General features: G+C 62.9%; 23 protein-coding genes, 1 pseudogene and 1 riboswitch. Of the genes and pseudogenes, 5 read left to right on the top strand and 19 right to left on the bottom strand.

Annotated features, from left to right (window positions below; translation table 11 throughout):
* The first annotated feature begins 173 nt into the window (after window positions 1-173).
* On the top strand, window positions 174-659 hold the full coding sequence (locus tag CV_RS04710; RefSeq protein ID WP_011134523.1) for an Lrp/AsnC family transcriptional regulator: 486 nt from the start codon (window positions 174-176) through the stop codon (window positions 657-659).
* Between the two features lie 58 nt (window positions 660-717).
* Here CV_RS04710 and CV_RS04705 read toward each other — a convergent pair whose 3' ends face one another.
* The 3 genes from CV_RS04705 to ahcY form a co-directional block, all read right to left on the bottom strand.
* On the bottom strand, window positions 718-1,263 hold the full coding sequence (locus CV_RS04705) for a TIGR00645 family protein (protein WP_011134522.1): 546 nt from the start codon (window positions 1,261-1,263) through the stop codon (window positions 718-720).
* A 52-nt stretch (window positions 1,264-1,315) separates the two neighbouring features.
* The gene (gene metF, locus CV_RS04700) at window positions 1,316-2,152 is read right to left on the bottom strand and encodes a methylenetetrahydrofolate reductase [NAD(P)H] (protein ID WP_011134521.1); all 837 of its coding nucleotides are present in this window, start codon (window positions 2,150-2,152) and stop codon (window positions 1,316-1,318) included.
* A 122-nt stretch (window positions 2,153-2,274) separates the two neighbouring features.
* On the bottom strand, window positions 2,275-3,675 hold the full coding sequence (gene ahcY, locus CV_RS04695; protein ID WP_011134520.1) for an adenosylhomocysteinase: 1,401 nt from the start codon (window positions 3,673-3,675) through the stop codon (window positions 2,275-2,277).
* A gap of 72 nt (window positions 3,676-3,747) precedes the next feature.
* Window positions 3,748-3,839: riboswitch (S-adenosyl-L-homocysteine riboswitch) on the bottom strand.
* Window positions 3,840-3,928: 89 nt separating this feature from the next.
* Between ahcY and CV_RS04690 the strand changes: the two genes are divergently transcribed.
* Entirely contained in the window at window positions 3,929-5,515 is a 1,587-nt protein-coding gene (locus CV_RS04690; protein WP_011134519.1) for a histidine kinase N-terminal 7TM domain-containing protein, read from the top strand.
* A gap of 52 nt (window positions 5,516-5,567) precedes the next feature.
* Here the strand turns inward: CV_RS04690 and metK are convergent, their stop codons facing one another.
* On the bottom strand, window positions 5,568-6,737 hold the full coding sequence (metK, locus tag CV_RS04685) for a methionine adenosyltransferase (protein WP_011134518.1): 1,170 nt from the start codon (window positions 6,735-6,737) through the stop codon (window positions 5,568-5,570).
* A 76-nt stretch (window positions 6,738-6,813) separates the two neighbouring features.
* On the opposite strand from metK, the gene CV_RS04680 reads away from it, so the two are divergent.
* A complete protein-coding gene (locus tag CV_RS04680; RefSeq protein ID WP_011134517.1) occupies window positions 6,814-7,710 on the top strand; it encodes a lysophospholipid acyltransferase family protein in 897 nt (298 codons plus the stop codon).
* Window positions 7,707-8,573, top strand: a complete 867-nt coding sequence (locus tag CV_RS04675; protein ID WP_011134516.1) for a lipid A biosynthesis lauroyl acyltransferase — start codon at window positions 7,707-7,709, stop codon at window positions 8,571-8,573. The genes CV_RS04680 and CV_RS04675 overlap by 4 nt, the downstream gene beginning before the upstream one ends.
* Window positions 8,574-8,655: 82 nt before the next feature.
* Here the strand turns inward: CV_RS04675 and CV_RS04670 are convergent, their stop codons facing one another.
* Window positions 8,656-9,390: a ribonuclease T2 gene (locus tag CV_RS04670; RefSeq protein WP_011134515.1), complete on the bottom strand. Its 735-nt coding sequence runs from the start codon at window positions 9,388-9,390 to the stop codon at window positions 8,656-8,658.
* Between the two features lie 362 nt (window positions 9,391-9,752).
* Between CV_RS04670 and CV_RS22705 the strand changes: the two are divergent.
* Window positions 9,753-10,519: pseudogene (locus CV_RS22705) on the top strand (IS5 family transposase).
* A 352-nt stretch (window positions 10,520-10,871) separates the two neighbouring features.
* Here CV_RS22705 and CV_RS04665 read toward each other — a convergent pair.
* From CV_RS04665 to CV_RS04600, 14 genes are all read right to left on the bottom strand, one after another.
* Window positions 10,872-11,606: a ribonuclease T2 gene (locus CV_RS04665; RefSeq protein WP_011134511.1), complete on the bottom strand. Its 735-nt coding sequence runs from the start codon at window positions 11,604-11,606 to the stop codon at window positions 10,872-10,874.
* Window positions 11,607-11,753: 147 nt separating this feature from the next.
* Complete coding sequence (locus CV_RS04660) at window positions 11,754-12,050, bottom strand: DUF2818 family protein (RefSeq protein WP_011134510.1); 297 nt, start codon at window positions 12,048-12,050, stop codon at window positions 11,754-11,756.
* Window positions 12,051-12,060: 10 nt separating this feature from the next.
* A complete protein-coding gene (gene nuoN / locus CV_RS04655) occupies window positions 12,061-13,515 on the bottom strand; it encodes an NADH-quinone oxidoreductase subunit NuoN (RefSeq protein WP_011134509.1) in 1,455 nt (484 codons plus the stop codon).
* 21 nt (window positions 13,516-13,536) lie between these two features.
* Window positions 13,537-15,036, bottom strand: a complete 1,500-nt coding sequence (locus tag CV_RS04650; protein ID WP_011134508.1) for an NADH-quinone oxidoreductase subunit M — start codon at window positions 15,034-15,036, stop codon at window positions 13,537-13,539.
* Between the two features lie 40 nt (window positions 15,037-15,076).
* A complete protein-coding gene (nuoL, locus tag CV_RS04645) occupies window positions 15,077-17,128 on the bottom strand; it encodes an NADH-quinone oxidoreductase subunit L (protein WP_011134507.1) in 2,052 nt (683 codons plus the stop codon).
* Window positions 17,129-17,161: 33 nt separating this feature from the next.
* On the bottom strand, window positions 17,162-17,467 hold the full coding sequence (gene nuoK / locus CV_RS04640) for an NADH-quinone oxidoreductase subunit NuoK (RefSeq protein WP_011134506.1): 306 nt from the start codon (window positions 17,465-17,467) through the stop codon (window positions 17,162-17,164).
* A 28-nt stretch (window positions 17,468-17,495) separates the two neighbouring features.
* Window positions 17,496-18,140 (bottom strand): NADH-quinone oxidoreductase subunit J, encoded by a 645-nt coding sequence (locus CV_RS04635; RefSeq protein WP_011134505.1) that lies wholly within the window; start codon window positions 18,138-18,140, stop codon window positions 17,496-17,498.
* A gap of 9 nt (window positions 18,141-18,149) precedes the next feature.
* Window positions 18,150-18,638, bottom strand: coding sequence for an NADH-quinone oxidoreductase subunit NuoI (nuoI, locus tag CV_RS04630; RefSeq protein WP_011134504.1), 489 nt, complete (start codon window positions 18,636-18,638; stop codon window positions 18,150-18,152).
* Window positions 18,639-18,658: 20 nt separating this feature from the next.
* The gene (gene nuoH, locus CV_RS04625) at window positions 18,659-19,708 is read right to left on the bottom strand and encodes an NADH-quinone oxidoreductase subunit NuoH (RefSeq protein WP_011134503.1); all 1,050 of its coding nucleotides are present in this window, start codon (window positions 19,706-19,708) and stop codon (window positions 18,659-18,661) included.
* A 3-nt stretch (window positions 19,709-19,711) separates the two neighbouring features.
* Window positions 19,712-22,033 (bottom strand): NADH-quinone oxidoreductase subunit NuoG, encoded by a 2,322-nt coding sequence (gene nuoG / locus CV_RS04620; protein ID WP_011134502.1) that lies wholly within the window; start codon window positions 22,031-22,033, stop codon window positions 19,712-19,714.
* Between the two features lie 3 nt (window positions 22,034-22,036).
* Complete coding sequence (nuoF, locus tag CV_RS04615; protein WP_011134501.1) at window positions 22,037-23,332, bottom strand: NADH-quinone oxidoreductase subunit NuoF; 1,296 nt, start codon at window positions 23,330-23,332, stop codon at window positions 22,037-22,039.
* The gene (nuoE, locus tag CV_RS04610; protein ID WP_011134500.1) at window positions 23,332-23,832 is read right to left on the bottom strand and encodes an NADH-quinone oxidoreductase subunit NuoE; all 501 of its coding nucleotides are present in this window, start codon (window positions 23,830-23,832) and stop codon (window positions 23,332-23,334) included. The genes nuoF and nuoE overlap by 1 nt, the downstream gene beginning before the upstream one ends.
* Window positions 23,832-25,085 carry an NADH-quinone oxidoreductase subunit D gene (locus CV_RS04605; RefSeq protein WP_011134499.1) on the bottom strand — a complete coding sequence of 418 codons (1,254 nt, stop codon included), beginning with the start codon at window positions 25,083-25,085 and terminating at the stop codon, window positions 23,832-23,834. Before CV_RS04605 ends, nuoE begins: the two co-directional genes overlap by 1 nt.
* Window positions 25,078-25,674, bottom strand: a complete 597-nt coding sequence (locus CV_RS04600) for an NADH-quinone oxidoreductase subunit C (RefSeq protein ID WP_011134498.1) — start codon at window positions 25,672-25,674, stop codon at window positions 25,078-25,080. Before CV_RS04600 ends, CV_RS04605 begins: the two co-directional genes overlap by 8 nt.
* Between the last annotated feature and the right edge of the window lie 8 nt (window positions 25,675-25,682).

The following is a 25,682-nucleotide window of genomic DNA, read 5'->3' as shown; positions in this document are numbered from 1 at the left end:
ACTCGTTATCTGCTGTCACACACCATCGACATGCATCGGCAGTCTTGCGCCGCCGTTTGCGATTTAGGCTTTTTATTCTATGGAAAGCGGCCGGCAATTATCTTGCTAAATGACTTTTTCCGGACGATATTGAAGAATAAAATGGCTCAACAATCCGATTATCAGGAGAAAATATGCCAAGTCTCACATTAGATAAGACAGACTTGCGTATTCTGGCCGAGCTTCAGCTTGACGGCCGGTTGACCAACGTCGAACTGGCCGAGCGCGTGGCGCTGTCGCCGTCGCCCTGCCTGCGCCGGCTGAAACAGCTGGAAGAGTCCGGCGTGATCCGCCAGTACGTCGCGCTGCTCGATCCCGCTCACATCGGTTTGGGCCTGCAGGCCTGGGTGCGCGTCACGCTGGAGAAGCGCGGCAACATGCACCTGCAGAGCTTCATCGAAGCGGTGCAGAACTGGCCGGAGGTGATCAACTGCTTCGCGATGACCGGCGAGATGGATTACCTGCTGCAGGTGTATTTCGAAGACATGGAGCACTTCTCGCGCTTCGTGATGGACGAGCTGCTGCAGCATCCCGGCGTGGAGGACGTCAAATCCAGCTTCGTGCTCAAGGAGATCAAACGCACCACCGCGCTGCCGCTGGGCCAGATGCGCGGCATCTGACCAGTCCCGCGCGGAAAAGCGAAACGGCCCTCACGGGCCGTTTCGCATTGGGGCGCGCTCAATGGCGCTGATGGTGGGCGGTGGTGCCGGCCAGCAACTTGTCGGTGTAGGCGATGGCTGCCGCCGACAGCAGGAAGGCCAGGTGCAGGAACAGCTGCCATTTGATGGTGTGCTCGTCGATGCGGCTGGCGTTGATGAAAGTCTGCAGCAGATGGATGGACGAGATGCTGATGATGGCCATCGACAGCTTCACCTTCAGCACCGAGGCGTTGACGTGGTCCAGCCACTCCGGCTGGTCCGGATGGGTGTCGATGCGCAGGCGGGACACGAAGGTCTCGTAGCCGCCCACCGTCACCATCACCAGCAGGTTGGCAATCATCACCACGTCGATCAGGCCCAGCACCGCCAGCATGATGTCGGTCTCGGTCAGGTGGTTCAGCCCCTCCAGCAGTTCCCACAACTGGGCGAGAAATTTCCACGCGTACACCCCCTGCACCACGATCAGGCCCAGGTAGATGGGCAGCTGCAGCCAGCGGCTGCTGAAGATCACCTGGCCGAGCAGCGATTTCCGGGGTTCGAATTGAGCGGATTGTTGGTCTTGCATGGGCTTTCCTGTCGTTCGCGGCCGCGGGCGGCGTCATTCCGCCCGCGCGCCGTCACAGGCCCAGCCTCTGCCAGATGGTGGAGACCAGGCCCGCCTGGTTCAATGTGTAAAAATGCAGGCCGGGCGCGCCGCCCTGCAGCAGGCGGTCGCACAGCTCGGTCACCACGTCCAGTCCCAGCGCGCGGATGGACGCGGTGTCGTCGTAATAGGACTGCATGCGCAGCCGCAGCCAGCGCGGCACTTCCGCCCCGCACATGTCGGAGAAGCGGCACAGCTGGCCGAAATTCGAGATCGGCATGATACCCGGCACGATGGGAATGTCCACCCCGCGCGCGCGGACTTCGTCGACGAAGCGGAAATAGCTGTCGGCGTTGAAGAAGTACTGGGTCATCGCCGAATCCGCTCCGGCCCTGACCTTGCGCACGAAGTTGGCGAGATCGTCCTCCGCCGAGCGCGCCTGCGGATGGAACTCCGGATAAGCAGCCACTTCGATGTGGAAATGGTCGCCGTGCTCGGCGCGGATGAATTCCACCAACTCGTTGGCGTAGCGGAATTCGCCGGCGGCCACCATGCCCGACGGGATGTCGCCGCGCAGCGCCACCAGGTGGCGGATGCCGTTGCCGCGGTACTCGTTGAGAATGGCGGCGATGTTCTCGCGGGTCGAGCCGATGCAGGACAGGTGCGGCGCGGCGGCCTGGCCCTCGCTGTGGATTTCCAGCACGGTGGACAAGGTGCCGTCGCGGGTAGTTCCGCCGGCGCCGAAAGTCACCGAGAAAAACTGCGGCTTGAACTGGGCCAGCTGCTGGCGCGTGGTGCGCAGCTTGGCCACGCCTTCCGGCGTCTTGGGCGGAAAGAATTCGAAACTGAAGGTACGCGGCGTCTGCGTCATGGTGATCCTCTCTATCGCGGTCCTGGCTGCCGGCCTCTTTGTGCCGTTGATCGTTTGGCGTGCCCGAAAAAAACGGACAGCTCCATTCTATGGGGACTGTCCGTTTCACCTTGGTTCAATAATCAATAACGATAGTGATCCGGCTTATAAGGCCCTTGCTTGGGCACGCTGATGTAGGCGGCCTGCTGGTCGGACAGCTCGGTCAACCGGGCGCCGATGCGCGCCAGGTGCAGGCGGGCGACCTTCTCGTCCAGGTGCTTGGGCAGCACGTACACTTTCTTTTCATACTTGTGGCCGTTGGCGAACAGTTCGATCTGCGCCAACACCTGGTTGGTGAAGCTGTTGGACATCACGAAGCTGGGATGCCCGGTGGCGCAGCCCAGGTTCACCAGGCGGCCTTCGGCCAGCAGGATCACGCGCTTGCCGTCGGGGAAGATGATGTGGTCGACCTGCGGCTTGATGTTTTCCCACTGGTACTGGCGCAAGCTGGCGACTTCGATTTCGCTGTCGAAGTGGCCGATGTTGCAGATGATGGCGTTGTTGCGCATCTTCTTCATGTGCTCGTGGGTGATCACGCCGACGTTGCCGGTGGCGGTGACGAAGATGTCGGCCTGGTCGGCCACTTCGTCCATCCGCACCACGCGATAGCCTTCCATCGCCGCCTGCAGCGCGCAGATCGGGTCGATTTCCGTCACCCACACGGTGGCGCCCAGGCCGCGCAAGCTCTGCGCGCAGCCCTTGCCCACGTCGCCGTAGCCCAGCACCACGGCCACCTTGCCGGCCACCATCACGTCGGTGGCGCGCTTGATGCCGTCCACCAGCGATTCGCGGCAACCGTACAGGTTGTCGAACTTGGACTTGGTGACGGAGTCGTTGACGTTGATCGCCGGGAACGGCAGATGGCCGTCCTTCTCCAGCTGGTACAGGCGGTGCACGCCGGTGGTGGTCTCCTCGGTCACGCCCTGGATGTGCTCCAGGCGCTTCGAGTACCAATGCGGATCGATGGCCAGGTGGCGCTTGATCGATGCGAACAGCGCGGTCTCTTCCTCATTGGTCGGATGGGCGATCACGCCGATGTCCTTTTCCGCCTTGCTGCCCAGCATCAGCAGCAAGGTGGCGTCGCCGCCGTCGTCCAGGATCATGTTGGCGGGCTGCCCCTCCGGCCATTCGAAGATCTTGTGGCTGAACTCCCAGTACTCGTCCAGGCTCTCGCCCTTGAACGCGAACACGGGAATGCCGGCGGCGGCGATGGCCGCGGCGGCGTGATCCTGGGTAGAGAAGATGTTGCACGACGCCCAGCGCACTTCGGCGCCCAGCGCCGTCAGGGTCTCGATCAGCACCGCGGTCTGCACTGTCATGTGCAGGCTGCCGGCAATGCGCGCGCCGCGCAACGGCTGCGCGGCGTGATATTCGTCGCGCGTCGCCATCAGGCCGGGCATCTCGGTCTCGGCGATGTTGAGTTCCTTGCGGCCCCAGCCGGCAAGCGCGATGTCAGCAACATGGAAATCGGAAAAATCAGCCATCGTGAAGCATCCTTGTTCACGCGGCCGGCCAGGATGCGGCCCACCCGCCATCCCGTGCCGCCACGGTCATGAGTCAGGTGAGCGCCGTTGGGTCGCGGGCCGGTGAACGGCCCGCGGCTGCCCGAGCCTGGGGAAGGGTTCTCCTCGCAGCGCTCCTCGGGTGACCGGAACATTATACCCAGTCGAATCGGAAAAGGTAGGACTTGTCATGTCAAAGCGATAAACTAGCGGCTTGCCTCCATTCCGGACCGCCATGAGTTTCGTGTTCACCCCGCTGGCCGCCTTGTCCGGCCTGGCCGCGCTGCTGGCGGCGGCCATCAGCGTGATCGCCTGGAGCCGCAGACGCTTCGCCGGCGTGCGCTGGCTGGCGCTGCTGATGGCCTCGGTCGCGTTCTGGGCCGCCGGCGCGATGTGCGAACTGTCCGTCACCAGCATAGCCGCCAAGCTGTTCTGGTCCAAGGTGGAATACCTGGGCACGCTGAGCACGCCGGTGCTGTTCTTGCTGCTGGCGCTGGACTACAACCATCTCTCGCTGCGCCGGCGCGCGCTGGCCCTGCTGTTCGCCATCCCCGCCATCTGCCTGCTGCTGGCCGCCAGCAACGAATACCACCACCTGGTGTGGACCCGCTTCCAGCCCAGCCCTTCCGGCTACAACCTGCTGGTCTACGGGCACGGTCCGGCGTTCTGGCTGGGCGTGGCCGGCTATTCCTACCTGATGATGCTGCTGGGCAGCCTGTTGCTGATCCGCGCGCTGCACTACTTTCCCGCTCATTTCCGCGGCCAGTCGCTGACGCTGATGCTCAGCGCGATCGCGCCGTGGTTCGGCAACATCCTCTATCTGACCGGCGCTTTCCCACTGCAAGGGCTGGACCCGACGCCGCACTCCTTCGCCTTCACCGGACTGATCTTCGCCATCGATCTGCTATACCTGCGCCAGCTGCACCTGGTGCCGGTGGCGCGCGCGCGGGCGTTCGAGGCCATGGGAGACGGCGTGGTGGTGGTCGACCACCAGTTGCGCATCCTGGACATCAACCCGTCCGGCGCCGGGATGCTGGGCGGCGCGCCGGCGGACTGGCCCGGCCAGCCCCTGCCCGCGCCATGGCTGGAGGCCAGCATGCTGGCTCCCGGCGCGCATCTTGAACTGATGCCGCCAGACGGCGGCCGCATCCTGGATGTCCGCATCTACGACATCGAGCCCTTCCACAAGCCGGCGCGCACCCGCATGCTGGTGATGCGCGACATCACGCTGCGCCGCCAGGCCGAAGACGCGTTGCGCGAGGCGAATCTGCAATTGACCGACAGGCTGGCCCAGATCGAGGCGCTGCAGGCGGCGCTGCGCGAACAGACGCTGCGCGATCCGCTGACCCATCTGTTCAACCGCCGCTACCTGGACGAAACCTTCGAGCGCGAGCGCGAACGGGCCGAGCGCGAGGGCAAGCCGATCGCGGTGGCGATGCTGGACCTGGACGACTTCAAGCGCATCAACGACCGGCACGGCCACCAGATCGGCGATCGCGTGCTGCAGGCGCTGGCCGGCCTGCTGCGGGAGCGGAGCCGGGCCGCCGACATCGTCTGCCGGCTGGGAGGCGAGGAATTCATGGTGGTGCTGCCCGGCAGCGACGCCGAACAGGCGCAGCACAGGGTCGAGGAATGGCGGCGCGCCTTCCACCAGATGGAGCATGCCGGCGAGCATCCGTTCCGCGCCAGCTTCTCCTGCGGCATCGCCGCCCTGCCCGGCAACGGCCGCGTGCTGGACGAGCTGTACCGCCGCGCCGACCAGGCGCTGTATCAGGCCAAGGCCGCCGGCAAGAACTGCAGCGTGCGCGCCGGACGCGGATAATAAAAAAACCGCCAGCGCGAACTGGCGGTTTCTTCGATGCAACCGGTTATGGTTACAGCCCGGCGTCGGCGCGCAGCGCCTCCACTTTGTCGGTGCGCTCCCAGCTGAACTCCGGCTCTTCGCGGCCGAAGTGGCCATAAGCCGCCGTCTTGCCGTAGATCGGGCGCAACAGGTCCAGCATCTGGATGATGCCCTTCGGACGCAGGTCGAAATGCTTCTTCACCAGTTCCACGATTTTCTCGTTCGGAATCTTGTTGGTGCCGAAGGTGTCCACCGCGATCGAGGTCGGCTCGGCCACGCCGATCGCGTACGACACCTGGATCTGGCACTGGCGCGCCAGGCCCGCCGCGACGATGTTCTTCGCCACGTAGCGGCCGGCATAGGCCGCCGAGCGGTCAACCTTGGACGGATCCTTGCCCGAGAACGCGCCGCCGCCGTGCGGCGCCGCGCCGCCGTAGGTGTCGACGATGATCTTGCGGCCGGTCAGGCCGCAGTCGCCCATCGGACCGCCGATGACGAAGCGGCCGGTCGGGTTGATCAGGAACTTGGTTTCCGGCGTGATCATCTCCGGCGGCAGCACCGGCTTGACGATGTCCTCGATCACCGCCTCGGACAGCGTCTTGTGGTCGATGTCCGGGCTGTGCTGGGTGGACAGCACCACGGTGTCGATGCGCTTGGGCAGGCCGGTGGCCGCGTCGTACACGCAGGTAATCTGGCTCTTGGCGTCCGGGCGCAGCCACGGCAGGCGGCCGTCCTTGCGCAGCTCGGCCTGGCGCTGCACCAGGCGGTGCGCGTAATAGATCGGGAACGGCATCAGCGTCGGCGTTTCGTCGCAGGCGTAGCCGAACATCAGGCCCTGGTCGCCGGCGCCCTGGTTCAGGTCCAGGCCCTCGCCCTCATTCACGCCCTGGGCGATGTCTGGCGACTGCTTGTCGTAGCAGGCCATCACCGCGCAGCCGCGGAAGTCGAAGCCCAGCTCGGAATCGTCGTAGCCGATGCGCTTGATGGTTTCGCGCGCGATCTTGATGTAGTCGACGTTGGCGGTGGTGGTGATCTCGCCGGCCAGGACCACCAGGCCGGTGTTGACCAGCGTCTCGGCCGCGACGCGGGCGTGCTTGTCCTCGCGCAGGATGGCGTCGAGGATGGCGTCGGAGATCTGGTCGGCTACCTTGTCCGGGTGGCCTTCGGAGACCGATTCCGAGGTAAACAGGTATTCACTCATTTATTATGCGTTCCCAAAAAATACAAAACCCTGTGATGGTAGAATAGGCCGCTTTCAGACCAAGACCGCTCAGCTTATGTCCAAGCTAGTCCAATTGCTACTGACCTTCCTGGCGAGCCTCCCATTATCCTGGCTACAAGGTTTGGGTGCCGCTCTGGGGCGGCTGACTTATCTCGCGTCCCCGCGGTTCGCGGCGCGGCTGCGGGAGAATCTGAGTTCTAGTAAAATCTGCCAAAACTATCAGCTTTTGCCACAGCAAGTCAAACTGGCGTCGGCGGAAACCGGCAAGGGCGCGCTGGAGCTGGCCATCGCCTGGTGCCGCAGCCCGGAAGCCATCGCCGCCATGGTCAAGCAGTGCCACGGCTGGGAACACGTCGAACAGGCTCTGGCCCAGGGTAAGGGCATCGTCTTCGTCACGCCGCACCTGGGCAGCTACGACATCGCCGGGCGCTACATCAGTTCGCGCCTGCCGTTTCCGCTGACCGCGATGTACCGCCCGCCGAAGCTGCAATGGCTGGAACCGGTGATGCAGGCCGGCCGCGCGCGCGGCAAGGGCCGCACCGCGCCGGCCACCGCGGCCGGCGTGCGTGTGCTGATGAAGGCGCTGAAATCCGGCGAGGCCACCATCATCCTGCCCGATCAGGTGCCCGGCAATGGCGAGGGCGTATGGGCGCCCTTCTTCGGCCGGCCCGCCTACACGATGACGCTGGTGCCCCGCCTGGCGCAAATGAACAAGGTGGCCACCCTGTTCTTCGTCGGCGAGCGCCTGCCCGGCGGCCAGGGTTTCGTCGTGCACATCGAACCGCTGGCCGAACCCTTCACCGGTGACAAGGAAGCCGATTGCGCGCGGATGAACGCGCAGGTGGAAAACCTGATCCGCCGTTTTCCGAGCCAGTATCTGTGGAGCTACAACCGCTACAAATGCCCGGCAGGCGTCGCCCGGCCGGACGCAGAACAACAAGGACACGCATGAAATTCGCTTTCGCCCTGCTATGGCTGATCCGCCTGCTGCCGATGCGGGTCATCGGCCTGCTCGCCGCCGGCCTCGGCAACCTCGCCTATCTGCTGGCGCGCGGCCGCCGCCGCGTCGGCCTGATCAACCTGAGGCTGTGCTTTCCGGACATGCCCATGGCCGAACGCAAGCGGCTGATCCGCAAGAACTGCCAGCACATGATACGGATGGTGCTGGAGTACGGCGTGTGCTGGTGGAGCTCAGCCAAGCGCATCGACGGCCTGGTCGAGATCAAGAACCTGCATTACGTCACCGATCTGCGCGACAAGGGCGAGGACGTGATCCTGTTCTACCCGCACTTCGTCGGCTTCGAGATGTGCGTCTACGCGCTGAACCAGTACATCCCTCTGGTCAGCGTGTACTCGCACCAGAAGAACGAGGCGCTGGACAAGCAGATCTACGCCGGGCGCCAGCGCTACGACAACGCCTACATCGTCTCCCGCCAGGAAGGCCTGCGGCCCATCATCAAGGCGATGCGCAAGGACCACGCGCCCTTCCTCTACCTTCCGGATCAGGATTTCGGCGTGCGCGATTCGCTGTTCGTCGACTTCTTCGGCGTCAAGGCTGCCACCATCACCGGCATGTCGCGCATCGCCAAGCTGGCGCGCGCCAAGGTGGTGCCGGCGATCGCCCGCCGCGTCGGCGACCGCTTCGAACTGGAGTTCTACCCGCCGTGGGACGGCTACCCCAGCGAGGACATCGAGGCCGACACCCGCCGGATGAACGCTTTCCTGGAAGACCGCGTCCGCGAGATACCGGACCAGTATTTCTGGCTGCACAAGCGCTTCAAGAACCGCCCTCAAGGCGAAACGCGCGTGTACTAACGGATACCCCGCACGTTTGCTCAGGGTTCTGCACGCTCAGGCCGCACTCACTCGGCTGGGCTGAGCGATGCAGAACGGTTGTTCAACTCGGGATCCATATCTGCCCATCGCAGCTGTCGGCGACATCGATTTTAACCGCCCCCCATAATGACGCTTCAGCCGGAAAGGCACTTATCTTTTGCGCGGATATCCTTATTTCCAAGCTAGTCAATAAGCTGTGTTGCTGAGCATCACGCTGGCAACGCAAGCTTAATGCCGAGCTGCTGGCAGCGCCAAAAGCATGAATGAAAGCCTGGCGGACTGCCTCTTGATCCACGACTTGTCCCTTCTTGCCTTCCAGATAGGCACCAAACGGGCTACTCACAACAAAATGTCTTAATTTCAATGCCTTAGAGAAATATTCATCACCTTGAAAACCAAAGCATTGCGCATGCTTTATGAACTCGCTGCTGATCAGATCGTCATCAATCAATCTGGGCATCACCTTGAGCAAATTGACCCGCACCTCATCCGACAGCTGCGGATCGTCAACGCTATGGCTGAAGTATAGGCAACCCTTGCTCCGCCAATCCTGGTCCTTAACGCCTTGCTCTTGCAGACTGACGGGCAAGGAAGGCCATAGCCCAAGCAGAGCGATTGCCGCGGCCGGGTTCTGCGGCGCCTGACAAGCTTGGCTCAATTTGCAAAAACCCGGCTGCCAAGCCAGTGTCAGTGTGTAATAGGAAAAATCCCCATTTCTAACCGCTTTCAAATTCCCCGCCATTGCAGGCAATGCAGTGATCAAGACCACGAGTACTAAACGGATCCGCGCGTACATTCCCGCTCCCTTTGGATTAAGCTCCCAAACTGCTTCGTAAGCTGATGCCGGAATTTTTGTATCCAGTCACCTGCAATCTACTTGAAAAGCCAAATTGGCAGGCATGCCATCCATCTAAATTTAATCAATCTTTAAAAAGATATAGAACATTTCACACACGTACGATAATTTTTAAGAAATTGAAATATATAGCCATGTCCCTCGAGCTTAGCCATATCGTCTCCGCCATGCGCTAACGCTAACCGGTAGAAAGAACTGTAGCGCTTGAACATCAACTTCACAGACGCGACTGATCATTGAATGGACTGACCCGGCTCCTGTAGGCATTCCTGCCTTATGATGCCGAGCCTTGTCAGACGGGCATGAGACATCAACTTGTCACCCAGAAGCTGTGGAAATCCTTACAGCAGCTGCTTGCCCTGCCACCTCGTCGCCGTGGCAGGGGTCGCCCCCGCTTGGATGATCGGGCCGCTCTGAACGGCATTCTATTTGTCCTCACCACGGGTATCCCATGGGAAGATCTGCCCCAGGAACTGGGCTTCGGCAGCGGCATGACCTGCTGGTGACGGCTACGAGATTGGCAGCTCAAAGGTCTCTGGGATCAGCGTCATCTGACATTGCTCACGCAGCGTCGACGGGGCGAGTGTTGCCAGCCCCGGGGGGGGGCCAAAAGACCGGCCCCAAACCCACCGATCGAGGCAAATGCGGCAGTAAACGGCACATCATCGTGGATCGCCGAGGTTTGCCACTGGCGCTGAGCATGACCGGCGACAACCGACACGACTCCATGGCCTTCGAAACTTTGGTCGATGCGATTCCTGCCATTCCTGGTTTGCCAGGGAGGCCCAAACAAAAGCCTTACAAGCTGCATGTCGACAAAGGTTACGACTACCGCCGTTGCCGTGAACACCTGAGCCGGCGCGGAGTCTTGGTGCGAATTGCTCGTCGCGGGGTGGAAAGCAGCGAGAAACTAGGTCGCCACCGTTGGGTGGTAGAACGTACCTATTCTTGGCTAGCGGGCTTCGGCAAGTTGCGCATCCGCTTCGAGCGGCGGCTGGATATGCATTACGCCTTGCTCAAACTCGCTTTCTCATTAATATGTCTTCGATTTATCGACAGGTTTTGTTAGCGAGTCTAAATAGCCTCATTCAGACCCACCAGTATGCTAGAGCACACTGGGCACGCGACTTCGAAACCAGATTCCCCGCTCCCCAAACAACCAGGCAGGACAATATGGCAACAGCGGAGCGGCCACTACCACTCCAACGCACTTGAAACCAAGCTGGAGGACTGCGGACCACAAGGCGATAGACTTACCACCTGACGCTTCGGCGGAGTGGCGTCTCATCATCACCGGCTTGAGTCGCCCCATGTTCCGTGTCGCCCAACAGCAGCCATTTATTGATTTTATGTAAAAAAATGAGCCAAACCTGCATTGAAGTTATGCAATAAAGCCCACTTAGCCGTTTTATCCACCCAGCCTACCAGCCTGGCAAGACAAATGGCTGGGAGCAGGTATCCTCGCGCTCGGCAACCGGCGTGTCCAGGAAGCTGTCCGCCTCGGGGAAGCTGTCCAGCTTGTCCTTCTTCAGCGTGAACCACAGCTCGGTCAGCACGTTACGGCCCTTGCCGTCCTTGGCGCAGCGCAGCTGCAGCGCGCCGCGTTCTCCCGTGGCGTAGCCCTTGGCGAAGGCATCCTTCACCTCCGCGTCGCTGCGGGTCTGGCCCGCCTGCGCCAGCAGGTAGCGGCCGAAATCGCTGTCCACCACAGCCTCGCGCATCTGCAGCGCGGTGGAGAAGAATTCGTTGGCGTCGTAACCGAAGCACTGCACATGCTTCACGTATTCATGGGTCTGCAGATCGCTGGCCAGCTGCGGCATGGTTTCCTTCAAGCGCTGCCGGAGCTCCTCGGACAGCAGCGGAACCGCCGTCACATGCGGCAGCATCGAACAGCCCGACGCCCACCATTGCTGAACCTTCACGCCCTTGTCTTCCAGGCTTTTCGGTTCCGAAGGCCACAAGCCGTGCAGGCCGATCAGTTCCTCCTTGGGCTGGCTGGGCAGGCAGCCTTCGCCGCCGGCGGTGCAAAAGCCCGGTTGCCAGGCCAGCGCGAAGGTGTAGTGGGCGAAGTCGCCGTTGCGGGCCGGCTTGAGCTCGTCGGCCTGGGCTAAACCCGCCAGCAGCGCGAACAGGGAGAGGGACAGTAGTTTTCGCATGATGTCGACCATTGGTTCATTCCGCATTTCATGCGGATATAAAATGTCAATTTCAATCAAAATGCGATATTAAGCAAGAAGCGGCAACAAATGACAATAAAAAAGCACTGCCTGGGCAGTGCTTTGTTGCTTGCGCGTCCGTGTTCCTCATTGTCCCGGCTTGCGCCAGAAATAACGGTAGACGAAGCCTGGGAAGGCCGCCACCACGAACAGCGCGAAGGTGGTGACGTAAAACTGCCAGTTCTGGGCATGCACCGGCATCGTCTGCGCTTCCAGCACGCGGGCCAACAGGCCCACCAGCAGGTAGAGCGCCGCCAGCTCGAGCGCCTGCCAGCCGAAGTGCTTGCGCGCCACCTTGAACACCCCCGCCACGCGGACGGTGGCGAACGGCAGGTTGGCGGCCGCCAGGGCCAGCAACAACAGAATCACGATGCCGGTCTGCATGGCCCGGTCCTTACATCATGCCCAGCGACTGGCGCATCGCCTGCGCGCACAGCTCGAGCAGCGACTGCGGCAGGATGCCCACCGCCAGCAGGGCCAGCGCGTTCAGCGACAGCACCAGCTTCATGTCGGCGCGCACGGCGATCGGGGCGCTGTCCTGGGCGTCGTCGAAGTAAATGGCCTTGACCACGCGCAGGTAGTAGAACGCGCCGATCACCGACATCAGCACCGAGAACACGGCCAGCTTGATCATGCCGATCTGCACCACCGCCTGGACCACCGCGAACTTGGCGTAAAAGCCTGCCAGCGGCGGGATGCCCGCCATCGAGAACATGGCCAGCAGCATCAGGAACGCGTACCAGCTGTTGCGGCTGTTCAGGCCCTTCAAGTCATCGATCTTCTCGCACTCGAAGCCCTTGCGCGACAGCGCCAGGATGATGCCGAAGCCGACCATGGACATGGCCACGTACACCACCGCGTAGAACAGCGCGGCGGAGTAGCCCTGCTTGGTGCCGGCCAGCACGCCCAAGAGCAGGAAGCCCATGTGCGAGATGGTGGAGTAAGCCAGCATGCGCTTGATGTTGGTCTGCACGATGGCGGTGATGTTGCCGATCGCCATCGACAGCACGGCGACGATCACCAGCATGCCCTGCCACTCTCCGGCCAGCGCGTCCAGGCCCTGGGCCAGGATGCGCAGCACGAACACGAAGGCGGCCAGCTTGGGCGCGGCGCCGACCATCAGCGTGACGGAGGTCGGCGAGCCCTGGTAAACGTCAGGCACCCACATGTGGAACGGCACGGCGCCCAGCTTGAAGCTCAGGCCGGCGACGATGAACACCAGGCCGAAGATCAGCAGCACGCCGTTGGCGGAATGCGACTTGATCGACTTGGCCACCGCGGCCAGCTCCAGCGAGCCGGTGGCGCCGTAAATCATCGAGATGCCGTACAGCAGCAGGCCGGAGGCCAGCGCGCCCAGCACGAAGTACTTCATCGCCGACTCGGTGGCCGGGACGGAGTCGCGCTGCAGCGCGATCAGCGAGTACAGCGCCAGCGACAGCAGCTCCAGGCCCATGTACAGGGTCAGGAAGTGGGACGCGGACACCATCAGGTTCATGCCCAACAGCGCGAACAGCGACAGCGAGAAGTACTCGCCCTTGAACAGGCCACGGTCGGCGGTGTACTGGCGGCTGTACACCAGCACGATGGCGGTGACGCCGTACATCGCCAGCTTGACCAGCGCCGCCAGCGGATCGGCGACGAACATGCCGGAGAAGGTGGTCACCGGGTACGGGGTAAAGGTGCATACCTGCGCGGCGGCGGCGCCCACCAGGGTCAGCAGCGTCAGGCCGTAGGTGACGCAGCGCTTTTCATCGGGGATGAAAAGATCCAGCATCAGCACCACCAGCAACGCGCCAATCAGGAACAGCTCCGGCATCGCGGGTATCAGGTTGAGATCAGCCCAATTCATTTGTGTGTATTCCTTCCGTCCTTACGGCAGCTTGGTCTGCGCGACGTGCGTGATCAGGTCGTTGACCGCCAGGTGCATCTTGGCGACGAAAGCCTGCGGGTACAGACCCATGCCCAGCACCATCAGCGCCAGGATGGCCAGCACCAGGAACTCGCGCTTGTTGACGTCGGACAGCTCCGCCACGTGCGGGTTGGCCACATCGCCGAAGATCACGCGCTTGTACATCCACAGCGTGTAGGCGGCGCCGAAGATCAGCGTGGTGGCGGCCAGCGCGGCGTACCAGAAGTTCACCTGCACCGAACCCATGATCACCATGAATTCGCCGACGAAGCCGGACGTGGCCGGCAGGCCGGAGTTGGCCATCGCGAACAGCATCATGAAAGCGGCGAAGATCGGCATCTTGTTGGCCACGCCGCCGTAGTCGGCGATGTTGCGGCTATGCACGCGGTCGTACATCACGCCGATGCAGAAGAACATCGCGGCGGAGACGAAACCGTGGGACACCATCTGTACCAGCGCGCCTTCGACCGCCCATTGGTTCATCTCGCTGCCGGCGAACAGGAACAGGCCCAGGGTCACAAAGCCCATGTGGGAGATGGACGAGTAGGCCACCAGCTTCTTCATGTCGGACTGCACCAGCGCCACCAGGCCGATGTAGACCACCGCCACCAGCGACAGGCCGATGATGATGGGCGACAGCTCGCGCGACGCGTCCGGCAGGATGGGCAGCGCGAACCGCAGGAAGCCGTAGGCGCCGATCTTCAGCGTGATCGCGGCCAGCACCATGGAGCCGCCGGTCGGCGCCTCCACGTGCGCGTCGGGCAGCCAGGTATGCACCGGCCACATCGGCACCTTCACCGCGAACGACAGGAAGAAGGCGACGAACAGCAGGATCTGCGCCGTCAACGTAATCTTGGCGATGTCGTGGAAGGCCAGGATCTCGAAGCTCTTGCCGGCCTGGAAGTACAGGTAGATCAGCGCGACCAGCATCAGCAGCGAGCCGAGCAGCGTGTACAGGAAGAACTTGATCGACGCGTAGACGCGACGCGGACCGCCCCAGACGCCGATGATCAAATACATCGGGATCAGCATGCCTTCGAAGAAGACATAGAACAGGATGGCGTCCAGCGCGGCGAAGGCGCCGTTGATCAGGCCGGACATGATCAGGAAGGCGGCCATGTACTGCGACACGCGCTTCTGGATCACTTCCCAGCCGGCGATCACCACCAGCAGCGTGGTGAAGCTGTTGAGCACCACGAACAGCATCGAGATGCCGTCCACGCCCAGGTGGTAGTTGATGTTGAGCGAAGCGATCCACGGCTTCATCTCTTCGAACTGCATGCCGCCGCTCAGGTTGTTGAACTCGGTGAACAGCGGGATCGACAGCAGGAAGCCCGCCAGGGCTCCCGCCACCGCCAGCCAGCGCGCCAGCGGCGCGCGCTGGTCGCCGCCGGTGGCCAGCACTGCCAGGCCGGCCAGTATCGGCGTCCAGATCACCAGACTTAACAGATTTGTGGACATAGTCAAACCTATATTGTTATTTCAATCCCGGAATCCGGACTCAGCGCAGGATCAGCGGCAGGAACCACCAGGTCATCAGACCCAGCACGCCGATGATCATCGCGGTGGCGTAGCTGTAGATGAAACCGGTCTGCGCGCGGCGCACCACGCTGGAGAACCAGCCCACCAGCTTGGCGGTGCCGTTCACCACCAGGCCGTCGATCAGCAGCATGTCGCCCACCTTCCAGAAGAAGGTGCCGATGGCGCGGGAACCCTTGGCGAACACGGCGAAGTAGATCTCGTCCAGGTAGTACTTGTTTTCCAGCAGCTTGTGGATCGGGGCGCACTTTTCCTTGATGGCGGCCGGGATGTGCGGCGCCTTCATGTAGAAGTACCAGGCCACGACGACGCCGGCGATGGCCAGCCACAGCGGCAGCGTGGTGAACGAGTGCAAGGTCATGGCGGCTGCGCCGTGGAACTCGTGCGCCAGCTCTTCCATGCCCGGGTGCGCCTCGTTGTTGACCGAGATCACGCCCTTGAAGAAATCGCCATAGACCAGCTTGTCGATGGCGAAGTAGCCCACCAGCACCGACGGAATGGCCAGCAGCACCAGCGGCAGGGTCACCACCCACGGCGATTCGTGCGGCTTGTCGTTCGGGCCCAGGCCATGGTGGTGGTCGTGGGACACTTCTTCCTCATCGCTGTCGCCATGGTGCTCGTGGTGCGAACCATGGTTCTCCATCCAGCGCTCCTTGCCGTGGAAGACCAGGAAGTACATGCGGAAGGAGTAGAAGGCGGTGACGAACACGCCGGCCACGACGGCGAAGTAGGCGAAACCGGCCGCGGACAGGTGCGAAGCGGCGACCGCCTCGATGATCGAGTCCTTGGAGTAAAAGCCGGAGAAGAACGGCGTGCCGATCAGCGCCAGCGAGCCCAGCAGCGAGGTCAGCCAAGTGATGGGCATGTACTTGCGCAGGCCGCCCATGTTCCGCATGTCCTGATCGTGGTGCATGCCGATGATCACCGAGCCGGCCGCCAGGAACAGCAGCGCCTTGAAGAAGGCGTGGGTCATCACGTGGAACATCGCCACCGAGTACGCCGACGCGCCCAGCGCCACGGTCATGTAGCCCAGCTGCGACAGCGTGGAGTAAGCCACCACGCGCTTGATGTCGTTCTGGACGATGCCGAGGAAGCCCATGAACAGCGCGGTGATCGAGCCTGCCACCATCACCACGTTCAGCGCGGTGTCGGACATCTCGAACAGCGGGCTCATGCGCGACACCATGAAGATGCCTGCGGTCACCATGGTGGCCGCGTGGATCAGCGCCGAGATCGGGGTCGGGCCTTCCATCGAGTCCGGCAGCCACACGTGCAGCGGGAACTGGGCGGACTTGCCCATCGCGCCGATGAACAGCAGGATGCAGGTGACGGTCAGCAGCGACCACTGCTGGCCGGGGATGATCTCGATGGTCTTGTGGGCCAGCACCGGCGCCGCGGCGAACACGTCGCTGTAGTTCAGCGAGCCGCCGAAGTAGGCCAGCACCAGGCCGATGCCCAGCAGGAAGCCGAAGTCGCCGACGCGGTTGACCAGGAAGGCCTTCAGGTTGGCGAACACCGCCGTCGGACGCTTGAACCAGAAGCCGATCAGCAGGTAGGACACCAGGCCCACCGCTTCCCAGCCGAAGAACAGCTGGACGAAGTTGTTGCTCATCACCAGCATCAGCATCGAGAAGGTGAACAGCGAGATGTAGCTGAAGAAACGCTGGTAGCCCGGATCATCCTGCATGTAGCCGATGGTGTAGATATGCACCATCAGCGACACGCTGGTGACCACCACCAGCATCATCGCGGTCAGCGAGTCGACCAGGAAGCCGACCGAGTACTCGTAGCCGCCGACGGTCAGCCAGGTGTAGACCGGTCCGTTGAACACTTCCGCGCTTCCGTTGAGGAAACCCAGAAGCACCTTGAGCGACAGCGCGGCGGACACCGCCACGCCGGCTATCGTGACGACGTGCGAAGCGCGCCGTCCGATCGCCCATCCAAACAGGCCCGCAATGATGGAACCCGCCAGCGGGGCGAGTGCAATCAGCAGGTATAAGCTCTTCATATCCATGCTTTTGTGCTTTGTAATGGTTCCGGTTTGCCGTTAGCCCTTGAGGCTGCCCAAGTCTTCAACGTTGATGCTCTGCAGGTTGCGGAACAGCACCACCAGGATCGCCAGACCAATGGCGGACTCGGCGGCGGCAACCGTCAGGATGAAGAACACGAAGATCTGGCCTGCCGAATCCGACAGGTAGTGCGAAAACGCGATGAAGTTGAAATTCACCGCCAGCAGCATCAGCTCGATGGCCATCAGCAGAATGATCAGGTTTTTCCGGTTCAGGAAAATACCGAGCACGCTGATGGCGAACAGGATGGCGGCCAGCACCAGAAAGTGAGTCAGTGTCAGCACGTTTCCTCCCTTATTGGTTGATTGGCCGTCAGGCCTGTTGCTCACCGGAATCGGCCTGTTCGGCTTCTTCCACTTTTTTCACGGCGTCCATCTTGACGATGCGGACGCGGTCTTCGCGGCGTACCTTCACCTGGACGGCGGGGTCGATCACCTTGCTGTCCTTGCGCGTGCGCATGGTCAGGCCGATGGCGGCGATCATCGCCAGCAGCAGCACCACGGCGGCGATCTCGAACGGCAGCAGGTAGGTGGTGTACAGCTGGCTGCCCAGCATCTTCACGTTGCTGAAGTCGGCGGCCAGCGGCGCGGCAGCCTTGTACTGGGACAGGCTGGCTTGCGGGCTGACCAGGATCAGCGCCATTTCGAACACCATGATGGCGCCGACGGTGGCGGCCACCGGCAGGTTCTTCCAGAAGCCTTCGCGCAGCTTCTCGATGTTGATGTCCAGCATCATCACCACGAACAGGAACAGCACCATCACCGCGCCGACGTAGACCAGCACCAGGGTGATCGCCAGGAACTCCGACTCCATCAGCAGCCAGTGGCCGGCGCTGGTGAAGAAGGCCAGCACCAGGTACAGCGCGGCGTGCACCGGGTTCTTGGCCGTCACCACGCGCAGGCCGGCGAAGACCAGGATGGCGGACAGAACGTAGAAAATTACCGTAGTTAGGTTCATGGCCTCCCCTTAGCGATACTTGGCGTCGGCCGCCTTGTTGGCGGCGATTTCGGCCTCGTACTTGTCGCCGATCGCCAGCAGCATCGGCTTGGTGTAGTAGAGGTCGCCACGTTTTTCACCGTGGTATTCGAAAATGTGGGTTTCCACGATGGCGTCCACCGGACAGGCTTCCTCGCAGAAGCCGCAGAAGATGCACTTGGTCAGGTCGATGTCGTAGCGCGAGGTGCGGCGGGTGCCGTCTTCGCGCTGCTCGGACTCGATGCTGATCGCCATCGCCGGGCACACCGCCTCGCACAGCTTGCAGGCGATGCAGCGCTCTTCGCCGTTGGCGTAGCGGCGCTGCGCGTGCAGGCCGCGGAAACGCGGCGAAATCGGCGTCTTCTCTTCCGGGAACTGCACGGTGATCTTGCGGGCGAAGAAGTAGCGGCCAGTGACCATCAGGCCCTTGACCAGCTCCACCAGCAGGAAGGTCTTGAAAAAGTTGCGGATCGAATTCATTTTTTCACCTATCCCCTGTCTCAGAGCTTCCAGATGGACAGCGGGCTAAACATCCACGCGCCAACCACCAGGATCCACACCAGGGTCACCGGGATGAACACCTTCCAGCCCAAACGCATGATCTGGTCATAGCGATAGCGCGGGAAGGTGGCGCGGAACCACAGGAAGCAGAACAGCACCAGCGCCATCTTGACCGCCAGCCAGAAGAAGCCGCCGGCGCCCAGGATGCCCCAGGAAGCCGGGAACGGCGACAGCCAGCCGCCCAGGAACAGCAGCGAGGTCAGCGCGGCGACCAGGATCATGTTGGCGTACTCGGCCAGGAAGAAGATCGCGAACGCCATGCCCGAGTATTCCACGTGGAAACCGGCGACGATTTCGGATTCGCCTTCCGCCACGTCGAACGGCGCGCGGTTGGTTTCGGCCACGCCGGAAATCAGGTAGACGATGAACAGCGGGAACAGCGGAATCCAGTTCCAGGACAGGATGGAGCCGCCGCCCTTGCCGAACGACTGCTGATGCACGATGTCGACCAGGTTCAGGCTGCCGGAAACCATCAGCACGCCCACCAGCGCGAAGCCCATCGCCAGTTCGTACGAGACGATCTGGGCGGCGGAACGCATCGCGCCGAGGAAGGAGTACTTCGAGTTGCCCGCCCAGCCGGCGATGATCACGCCGTACACACCCATCGAGGTCAGCGCCAGGATGTACAGCAGCGAGGCGTTGACGTTGGCCAGCACCAGCTTGTCGGTGAACGGAATCACCGCCCAGGCCGCCAGCGCAGGTCCGATGGACAGCACCGGCGCCAGCAGGAACAGGCCCTTGCTGGAGTTGGTCGGCAGGATGATTTCCTTCATCAGCAGCTTCACCGCGTCGGCGATGGGCTGCAGCAGGCCGAACGGACCCACGCGGTTGGGGCCGATGCGGATCTGCATGTAGCCGATCACCTTGCGCTCGGCCAGCGTCAGATACGCCACGCAGCCCAACATCGGCAGCACGATGGCGATGATCTTCAGCAGGGTCCACACCAGGAGCCCCGCGTCAGTGCCAAGAATACCTTGCAAGAACTCCATCGCTTACCCCTGCTTGATCTCGATTGCGTCGAACATGCCGCCCAGCGCCAGCGTGGAAGCGTGCGCTGCGGCAACCCGTACCACGTCGGCCGGCAGGCTGTCGTCGGCTTCGATCCGGACGCGAGCCTCGCCCTCGCCCTGCTTCAGCAGCGCGGTGGAGCCGGCGGCCACGCCCAGCTTGGCCAACAGGCTGCTGTGCGCGTGGGCGGTTGCGGCGCCCTTGGCCTCGTTGGTGGCTTGCAGCGACGGCGCGCGGCGGCAGATGGCGTCGGCCTGGTACATCGGCACTTCGCCGACGCGGACGATGCCGGAACCGGCGGCCGGATTGGCGGCGACCTTGGACAGCGCGTTGTTCAGCCTGGACGCGAAGTCGCCGAACTCGGCGCGCACTTCCTCGGCGCTGTTCTGCTCGAAGCCGGACAGGTTCAGCATATTGCCCAGCACGCGCAGCACCTTCCAGGCCGGACGGGTTTCGCCCAGCGGCTTCACCACGCCGTTGAAGGTCTGCAGCTTGCCTTCCATGTTGACGAAGGAGCCGGCGGTCTCGGAGAACGGCGCGATCGGCAGCAGCACGTCGGCGTAGTCCAGCAGGCCTTGGCCCTTGTAGGCGGTCAGCGCGATCACGGTGGCGGCCTGCTTCATCGCGGCCACGGCGGCCTGCGGGTTGTAGCTGTCGAACTCCACTTCGGCGTTCAGCAGGAAGTAGGCTTTCTTCGGCTTGGCGATCATCGCGGCGGCGTTGTCGCCGTTCTTGGGCAGCGCGCCCACCAGTTCGGCGCCCACGCTGTTGGCGGCTTCGGCCAGGATGCCGAAACGCGCGCCGGACAGGCGGGAGATCTCCTGGGCCAGCGACAGCAGCTGGCCGTAGGCCGGATGGCGCTGCGCCACGTTGCCCAGCACGACGGACGCGGTTTCCGCGCCGGTCAGGCTTTCGGCGATGCGGCGGGCTTCGGCGGACACTTCCACCGCGGCCAGATCGATCTCGCTCGCGCCCGACTTGATCTCGGCCACGGCCTTCAGCACTTGCGACAGCGCGTTCACCAGCGCCAGCGGCGACACGATCAGCTTGCCCTTGATCTGGGTCAGCAGATTGTCGTCGGCGACATGGATAATGTTCAGCTCGCCGCCCTTCTTGACGGACTGGCGCAGGCGCGAAGCCAGCAGCGGCTGTTCCTTGCGCAGCGTGGAGCCGACCACCAGCACCGACTTGGCCTCGGCCAGTTCGACGATGGAGGAGCCCAGCCATTCCGCGCCCTGCTTGGCGCTGTCCGCGGAGAAGTCGCTGCGGCCCAGGCGGTAGTCGACGGCTTCGACGCCGAAGGCGCGCGCCAGCTTCTGCGCCAGGTGCAGTTCTTCAGTGGTGGAGTGCGGATTCAGCAGGAAGCCGATGGCGTCCTTGCCGTGATCGGCGGACACGCCGCTCAGGCCCTTGACCACGTAGTTCAGCGCGGTTTCCCAGTCGGTCTCGTGCCACTTGCCGTCGAACTTGATCATCGGCTTCTGCAGGCGCTCGGCACTGTTCAGGCCTTCGTAGGAGAAACGGTCGCGGTCGGCGATCCAGCACTCGTTGATGGCCTCGTTTTCCAGCGGCAGCACGCGCATCACTTCGTTGCTCTTCACCTGCACCACCAGGTTGGAGCCCAAGCCGTCGTGCGGGCTCACCGACTTGCGGCGGGACAGTTCCCAGGCGCGGGTAGTGTAGCGGAACGGCTTGGAGGTCAGCGCGCCCACCGGGCACAGGTCGATGACGTTGCCGGAGATTTCCGAGTCCACGGTCTTGCCCAGGAAGGGCAGGATCTCGGAGAACTCGCTGCGGTTGGCCATGCCGATTTCCTGGAAGCCGCCCACTTCCTCGGTGAAGCGGACGCAGCGCGTGCAGTGGATGCAGCGCGACATTTCCTCGGCGGAGACCAGCGGGCCCATGTCCTTGCCCACCACCACGCGCTTGTCTTCCTCGTAGCGCGAGGTGGAGTTGCCGTAGCCCACGGCCAGATCCTGCAGCTGGCATTCGCCGCCCTGGTCGCAGATCGGGCAATCCAGCGGGTGGTTGATCAGCAGGAATTCCATCACGCCCTGCTGGGCCTTCTTGGCCAGCGGCGACGCGGTATGGACCTTCATGCCGTCGGTGACCGGCGTGGCACAGGCCGGCAGCGGCTTCGGCGCCTTTTCCACTTCCACCAGGCACATCCGGCAGTTGGCCGCGATGGACAGCTTCTTGTGGTAGCAGAAGTGCGGAATGTAGGTGCCCACCGAGTGGGCAGCCTCGATGACGGTGCTGCCTTGCGGCACCGTCAGTTTCTTACCGTCGATTTCGATTTCAAGCATCGCTCAACACCATTTGTGATCCACCAAGGTCTTTCCGTGTTCGATCGCGTACTCGAACTCGTTGCGGAAATGCTTGGTGAAACTGCGAACCGGGAACACCGCGGCGTCGGCCAGCGCGCAGATGGTGCGGCCGGCCATGTTGTTGCCCACGGAATCCAGGAGCTCCAGATCGCCCTTGCGGCCCTGGCCGCTGGCGATGCGATGGATCACCTTGTACAGCCAGCCGGTGCCTTCGCGGCACGGCGTGCACTGGCCGCAGGATTCTTCGTGGTAGAAATAGGCCAGACGCTCCAGCGCCTTGACCATGCACACGTCCTCGTTCATCACGATCACGGCGCCCGAACCCAGCATCGAACCGGCTTTGGCGATGCTGTCGTAGTCCATGGTGCACTGCATCATGATGTCGGCCGGCAGCACCGGAGCGGACGAGCCGCCCGGGATCACCGCCTTCAGCTTCTTGCCGTCGCGCATGCCGCCGGCCATTTCCAGCAGCTCGGAGAACGGGGTGCCCAGCGCGATCTCGTAGTTGCCCGGACGGTTGACGTGGCCGGAAACCGAGAACAGCTTGGTGCCGCCGTTGTTCGGCTTGCCCTTCTCGAGGAAGGTCTGCGCGCCGTCGCGGATGATGAACGGCACCGAGGCGAACGATTCGGTGTTGTTGATGGTGGTCGGCTTGCCGTACAGGCCGAAGCTGGCCGGGAACGGCGGCTTGAAGCGCGGCTGGCCCTTCTTGCCTTCCAGCGACTCCAGCAGCGCGGTTTCCTCGCCGCAGATGTAGGCGCCGTAGCCGTGATGGGCGTAGAGCTCGAAGTTGAAGCCGGAGCCCAGGATGTTCTGACCCAGGAAGCCCGCCTTGCGCGCCTCTTCCAGCGCTTCCTCGAACAGCAGGTAGTCTTCGAAGATTTCGCCGTGGATGTAGTTGTAACCCGCCTTGGTGCCCATCGCGTAACCGGCGATGATCATGCCCTCGATCAGCGAGTGCGGGTTGTAGCGGATGATGTCGCGGTCCTTGAAGGTGCCCGGCTCGCCCTCGTCGGTGTTGCAGACGACGTATTTGTCGCCCGGGAACGAGCGCGGCATGAAGCTCCATTTCAGGCCGGTCGGGAAGCCCGCGCCGCCGCGGCCGCGCAGGCCGGAGTTCTTCACTTCCGCGATCACGTCCTCTTGCGTCATCTTGGAGTCGAGGATGCGGCGCAGCGCCTGGTAGCCGCCGCGGGCCACGTAGGCGTCCAGACGCCAGCAGTCGGGCTGCGCGGTGTCGACGCCGTCGAAAATCACGCCATTAGCGAAGACAGCCATTATTTCAACTCCGCCAGTTTTTTATCGATTGCTTCGGGCGTCATGAAGCTGCACATCTTGTGGTTGTTCACCAGCAAGACCGGCGCGTCGCCGCAGGCGCCCATGCATTCGCCTTCCAGCAGGGTGTACATGCCGTCGGCGCTGGTTTCGCCGATGGCGATGCCCAGCTTCTTCGAGATGTACTCCGCGGCGTTGACGCCGCCGGACAGCGCACAGGGCAGGTTGGTGCAGACGGTGATCTTGAATTTGCCCACCGGCTTCATGTCGTACATGTTGTAGAAGGTGGCGACTTCGTAGGCGGCCACCGGGGCGATGCCCAGGTAGTTCGCGACGAATTCGATCAGCTCCGGGTTCAGGCAGCGCGCTTCCGGGGTTTCACCGGCGGCGCGCCGCTCGTCCAGCGCGATGCGCAGCGCGCCCATGACGGCGGAGCGCTTCTGGTCGGCCGGATATTTGGCGACCTCGCGGTCGATCAAGGCTAGCGATTGTGCGGACAGCATCAGCGGTCAATCTCCCCAAACACGATATCCTGCGTACCGATGATCGCGACGACGTCGGCGATCATGTGGCCGGTGGCCATCTCGTCCAGCGCGGCCAAGTGGGCATAGCCCGGCGCGCGGATTTTCAGGCGGTACGGTTTGTTGGCGCCGTCGGACACCAGGTAGATGCCGAACTCGCCCTTCGGGTGCTCCACCGCGGCGTAAGCCTCGCCTTCCGGCACGTGCATGCCTTCGGTGAATAGCTTGAAGTGGTGGATCAGGTCTTCCATGTTGGACTTCATGCCTTCGCGCGAAGGCGGAGCCACCTTATGGTTGTCGGTGATCACCGGGCCGGGATTGGCGCGCAGCCAGGCCACGCACTGCTGGATGATGCGGTTGGACTGGCGCATTTCCTCGACGCGGACCAGGTAGCGGTCGTAGCAGTCGCCGCCCACGCCCACCGGCACGTCGAAGTCCATCTTGTCGTAGACGTCGTAAGGCTGGGTCTTGCGCAGGTCCCAGGCGATGCCGGAGCCGCGCAGCATCGGACCGGTCATGCCGAGGTTCAGCGCGCGCTCGGGCGTCACCACGCCGATGCCCACGGTCCGCTGCTTCCAGATGCGGTTGTCGGTCAGCAGGGTCTCGTATTCGTCGACATAGGTCGGGAAGCGCTTGGTGAAGTCTTCGATGAAGTCCAGCATCGAGCCCTTGCGGCCTTCATTCAGGCGCGCCAGCTCCTTGGCGTTCTTGATCTTGGACACGGTGTACTGCGGCATGCTGTCCGGCAGGTCGCGGTAGACGCCGCCCGGACGGAAGTAGGCCGCGTGCATCCGCGCGCCGGAAACCGCCTCGTAGCAATCCATCAGGTCCTCGCGCTCGCGGAACGCGTACAGGAACATGGTCATCGCGCCGATGTCCAGCGCGTGGGCGCCGATCCACAGCAGGTGGTTCAGGATGCGGGTGATCTCGGCGAACATCACGCGGATGTATTGCGCGCGCTCGGGCACCTCGATGCCCATCATCTTCTCGATCGCCAGGCAGTACGCGTGCTCGTTGCACATCATCGACACGTAGTCGAGACGGTCCATGTAGGGCAGCGACTGGATGAAGGTCTTGCTTTCGGCCAGCTTCTCGGTGCCGCGATGCAGCAGGCCGATGTGCGGGTCGGCGCGCTGGACGACTTCGCCGTCCAGCTCCAGCACCAGGCGCAGCACGCCGTGCGCGGCCGGGTGCTGCGGGCCGAAGTTGAGGGTGTAGTTACGGATCTCAGCCACCGTAATTCTCCTCGCGGATGATGCGCGGGGTGATTTCGCGCGGTTCGATGGTGACAGGCTGATAGATCACGCGCTGCTGGGTCGGGTCGTAGCGCATTTCCACGTAGCCGGACAACGGGAAGTCCTTGCGGAAAGGATGGCCGACGAAACCGTAGTCGGTCAGCAGGCGGCGCAGGTCGGGGTGGCCTTCGAACACGATGCCGTACAGGTCGAACGCTTCGCGCTCGAACCAGTTGGCGGCATTCCAGATGCCGTTGACCGACGGGATGACCGGGAAATCGTCGTCCTCGGCGAAGACGCGCAGGCGGATGCGGTGGTTCAGCTTGACAGACAGCAGGTGGTACACGGCGGCGAAGCGCGGGCCGTCCCACGGCTCGTCACGATAGGCGCTGTAGTCCATGCCGCAGACGTCGATGCACTGCTCGAAGGCGAGATCGGCGTGGTCGCGCAGCGTCTGCGCGACGGACAGCAGATCGGACGCCTTGCACACGATGGTCAGCTCGTCCAGGGCCAGTGTGCTGCGCACGAGCTTGTCGCCCAGCGCCTCGGCCACGACCGAACCCAGCGCTTCCATTTTCTTGGAGGCCATAGTTTCTA

This window comes from Chromobacterium violaceum ATCC 12472 (genome assembly GCF_000007705.1).
In the GTDB taxonomy this organism is placed as follows: Bacteria; Pseudomonadota; Gammaproteobacteria; order Burkholderiales; family Chromobacteriaceae; genus Chromobacterium; species Chromobacterium violaceum.
This window is presented reverse-complemented; position numbering and strand designations above follow the sequence as displayed.

Bases quoted from the DNA above. Each gene is read 5' to 3' on its own strand.
- CV_RS04710 (WP_011134523.1), top strand. From the start codon at position 174: ATGCCAAGTCTCACATTAGATAAGACAGACTTGCGTATTCTGGCCGAG.
- CV_RS04705 (WP_011134522.1), bottom strand. From the start codon at position 1,263: ATGCAAGACCAACAATCCGCTCAATTCGAACCCCGGAAATCGCTGCTC.
- metF (WP_011134521.1), bottom strand. From the start codon at position 2,152: ATGACGCAGACGCCGCGTACCTTCAGTTTCGAATTCTTTCCGCCCAAG.
- ahcY (WP_011134520.1), bottom strand. From the start codon at position 3,675: ATGGCTGATTTTTCCGATTTCCATGTTGCTGACATCGCGCTTGCCGGC.
- CV_RS04690 (WP_011134519.1), top strand. From the start codon at position 3,929: ATGAGTTTCGTGTTCACCCCGCTGGCCGCCTTGTCCGGCCTGGCCGCG.
- metK (WP_011134518.1), bottom strand. From the start codon at position 6,737: ATGAGTGAATACCTGTTTACCTCGGAATCGGTCTCCGAAGGCCACCCG.
- CV_RS04680 (WP_011134517.1), top strand. From the start codon at position 6,814: ATGTCCAAGCTAGTCCAATTGCTACTGACCTTCCTGGCGAGCCTCCCA.
- CV_RS04675 (WP_011134516.1), top strand. From the start codon at position 7,707: ATGAAATTCGCTTTCGCCCTGCTATGGCTGATCCGCCTGCTGCCGATG.
- CV_RS04670 (WP_011134515.1), bottom strand. From the start codon at position 9,390: ATGTACGCGCGGATCCGTTTAGTACTCGTGGTCTTGATCACTGCATTG.
- CV_RS04665 (WP_011134511.1), bottom strand. From the start codon at position 11,606: ATGCGAAAACTACTGTCCCTCTCCCTGTTCGCGCTGCTGGCGGGTTTA.
- CV_RS04660 (WP_011134510.1), bottom strand. From the start codon at position 12,050: ATGCAGACCGGCATCGTGATTCTGTTGTTGCTGGCCCTGGCGGCCGCC.
- nuoN (WP_011134509.1), bottom strand. From the start codon at position 13,515: ATGAATTGGGCTGATCTCAACCTGATACCCGCGATGCCGGAGCTGTTC.
- CV_RS04650 (WP_011134508.1), bottom strand. From the start codon at position 15,036: ATGTCCACAAATCTGTTAAGTCTGGTGATCTGGACGCCGATACTGGCC.
- nuoL (WP_011134507.1), bottom strand. From the start codon at position 17,128: ATGGATATGAAGAGCTTATACCTGCTGATTGCACTCGCCCCGCTGGCG.
- CV_RS04635 (WP_011134505.1), bottom strand. From the start codon at position 18,140: ATGAACCTAACTACGGTAATTTTCTACGTTCTGTCCGCCATCCTGGTC.
- nuoI (WP_011134504.1), bottom strand. From the start codon at position 18,638: ATGAATTCGATCCGCAACTTTTTCAAGACCTTCCTGCTGGTGGAGCTG.
- nuoH (WP_011134503.1), bottom strand. From the start codon at position 19,708: ATGGAGTTCTTGCAAGGTATTCTTGGCACTGACGCGGGGCTCCTGGTG.
- nuoG (WP_011134502.1), bottom strand. From the start codon at position 22,033: ATGCTTGAAATCGAAATCGACGGTAAGAAACTGACGGTGCCGCAAGGC.
- nuoF (WP_011134501.1), bottom strand. From the start codon at position 23,332: ATGGCTGTCTTCGCTAATGGCGTGATTTTCGACGGCGTCGACACCGCG.
- nuoE (WP_011134500.1), bottom strand. From the start codon at position 23,832: ATGCTGTCCGCACAATCGCTAGCCTTGATCGACCGCGAGGTCGCCAAA.
- CV_RS04600 (WP_011134498.1), bottom strand. From the start codon at position 25,674: ATGGCCTCCAAGAAAATGGAAGCGCTGGGTTCGGTCGTGGCCGAGGCG.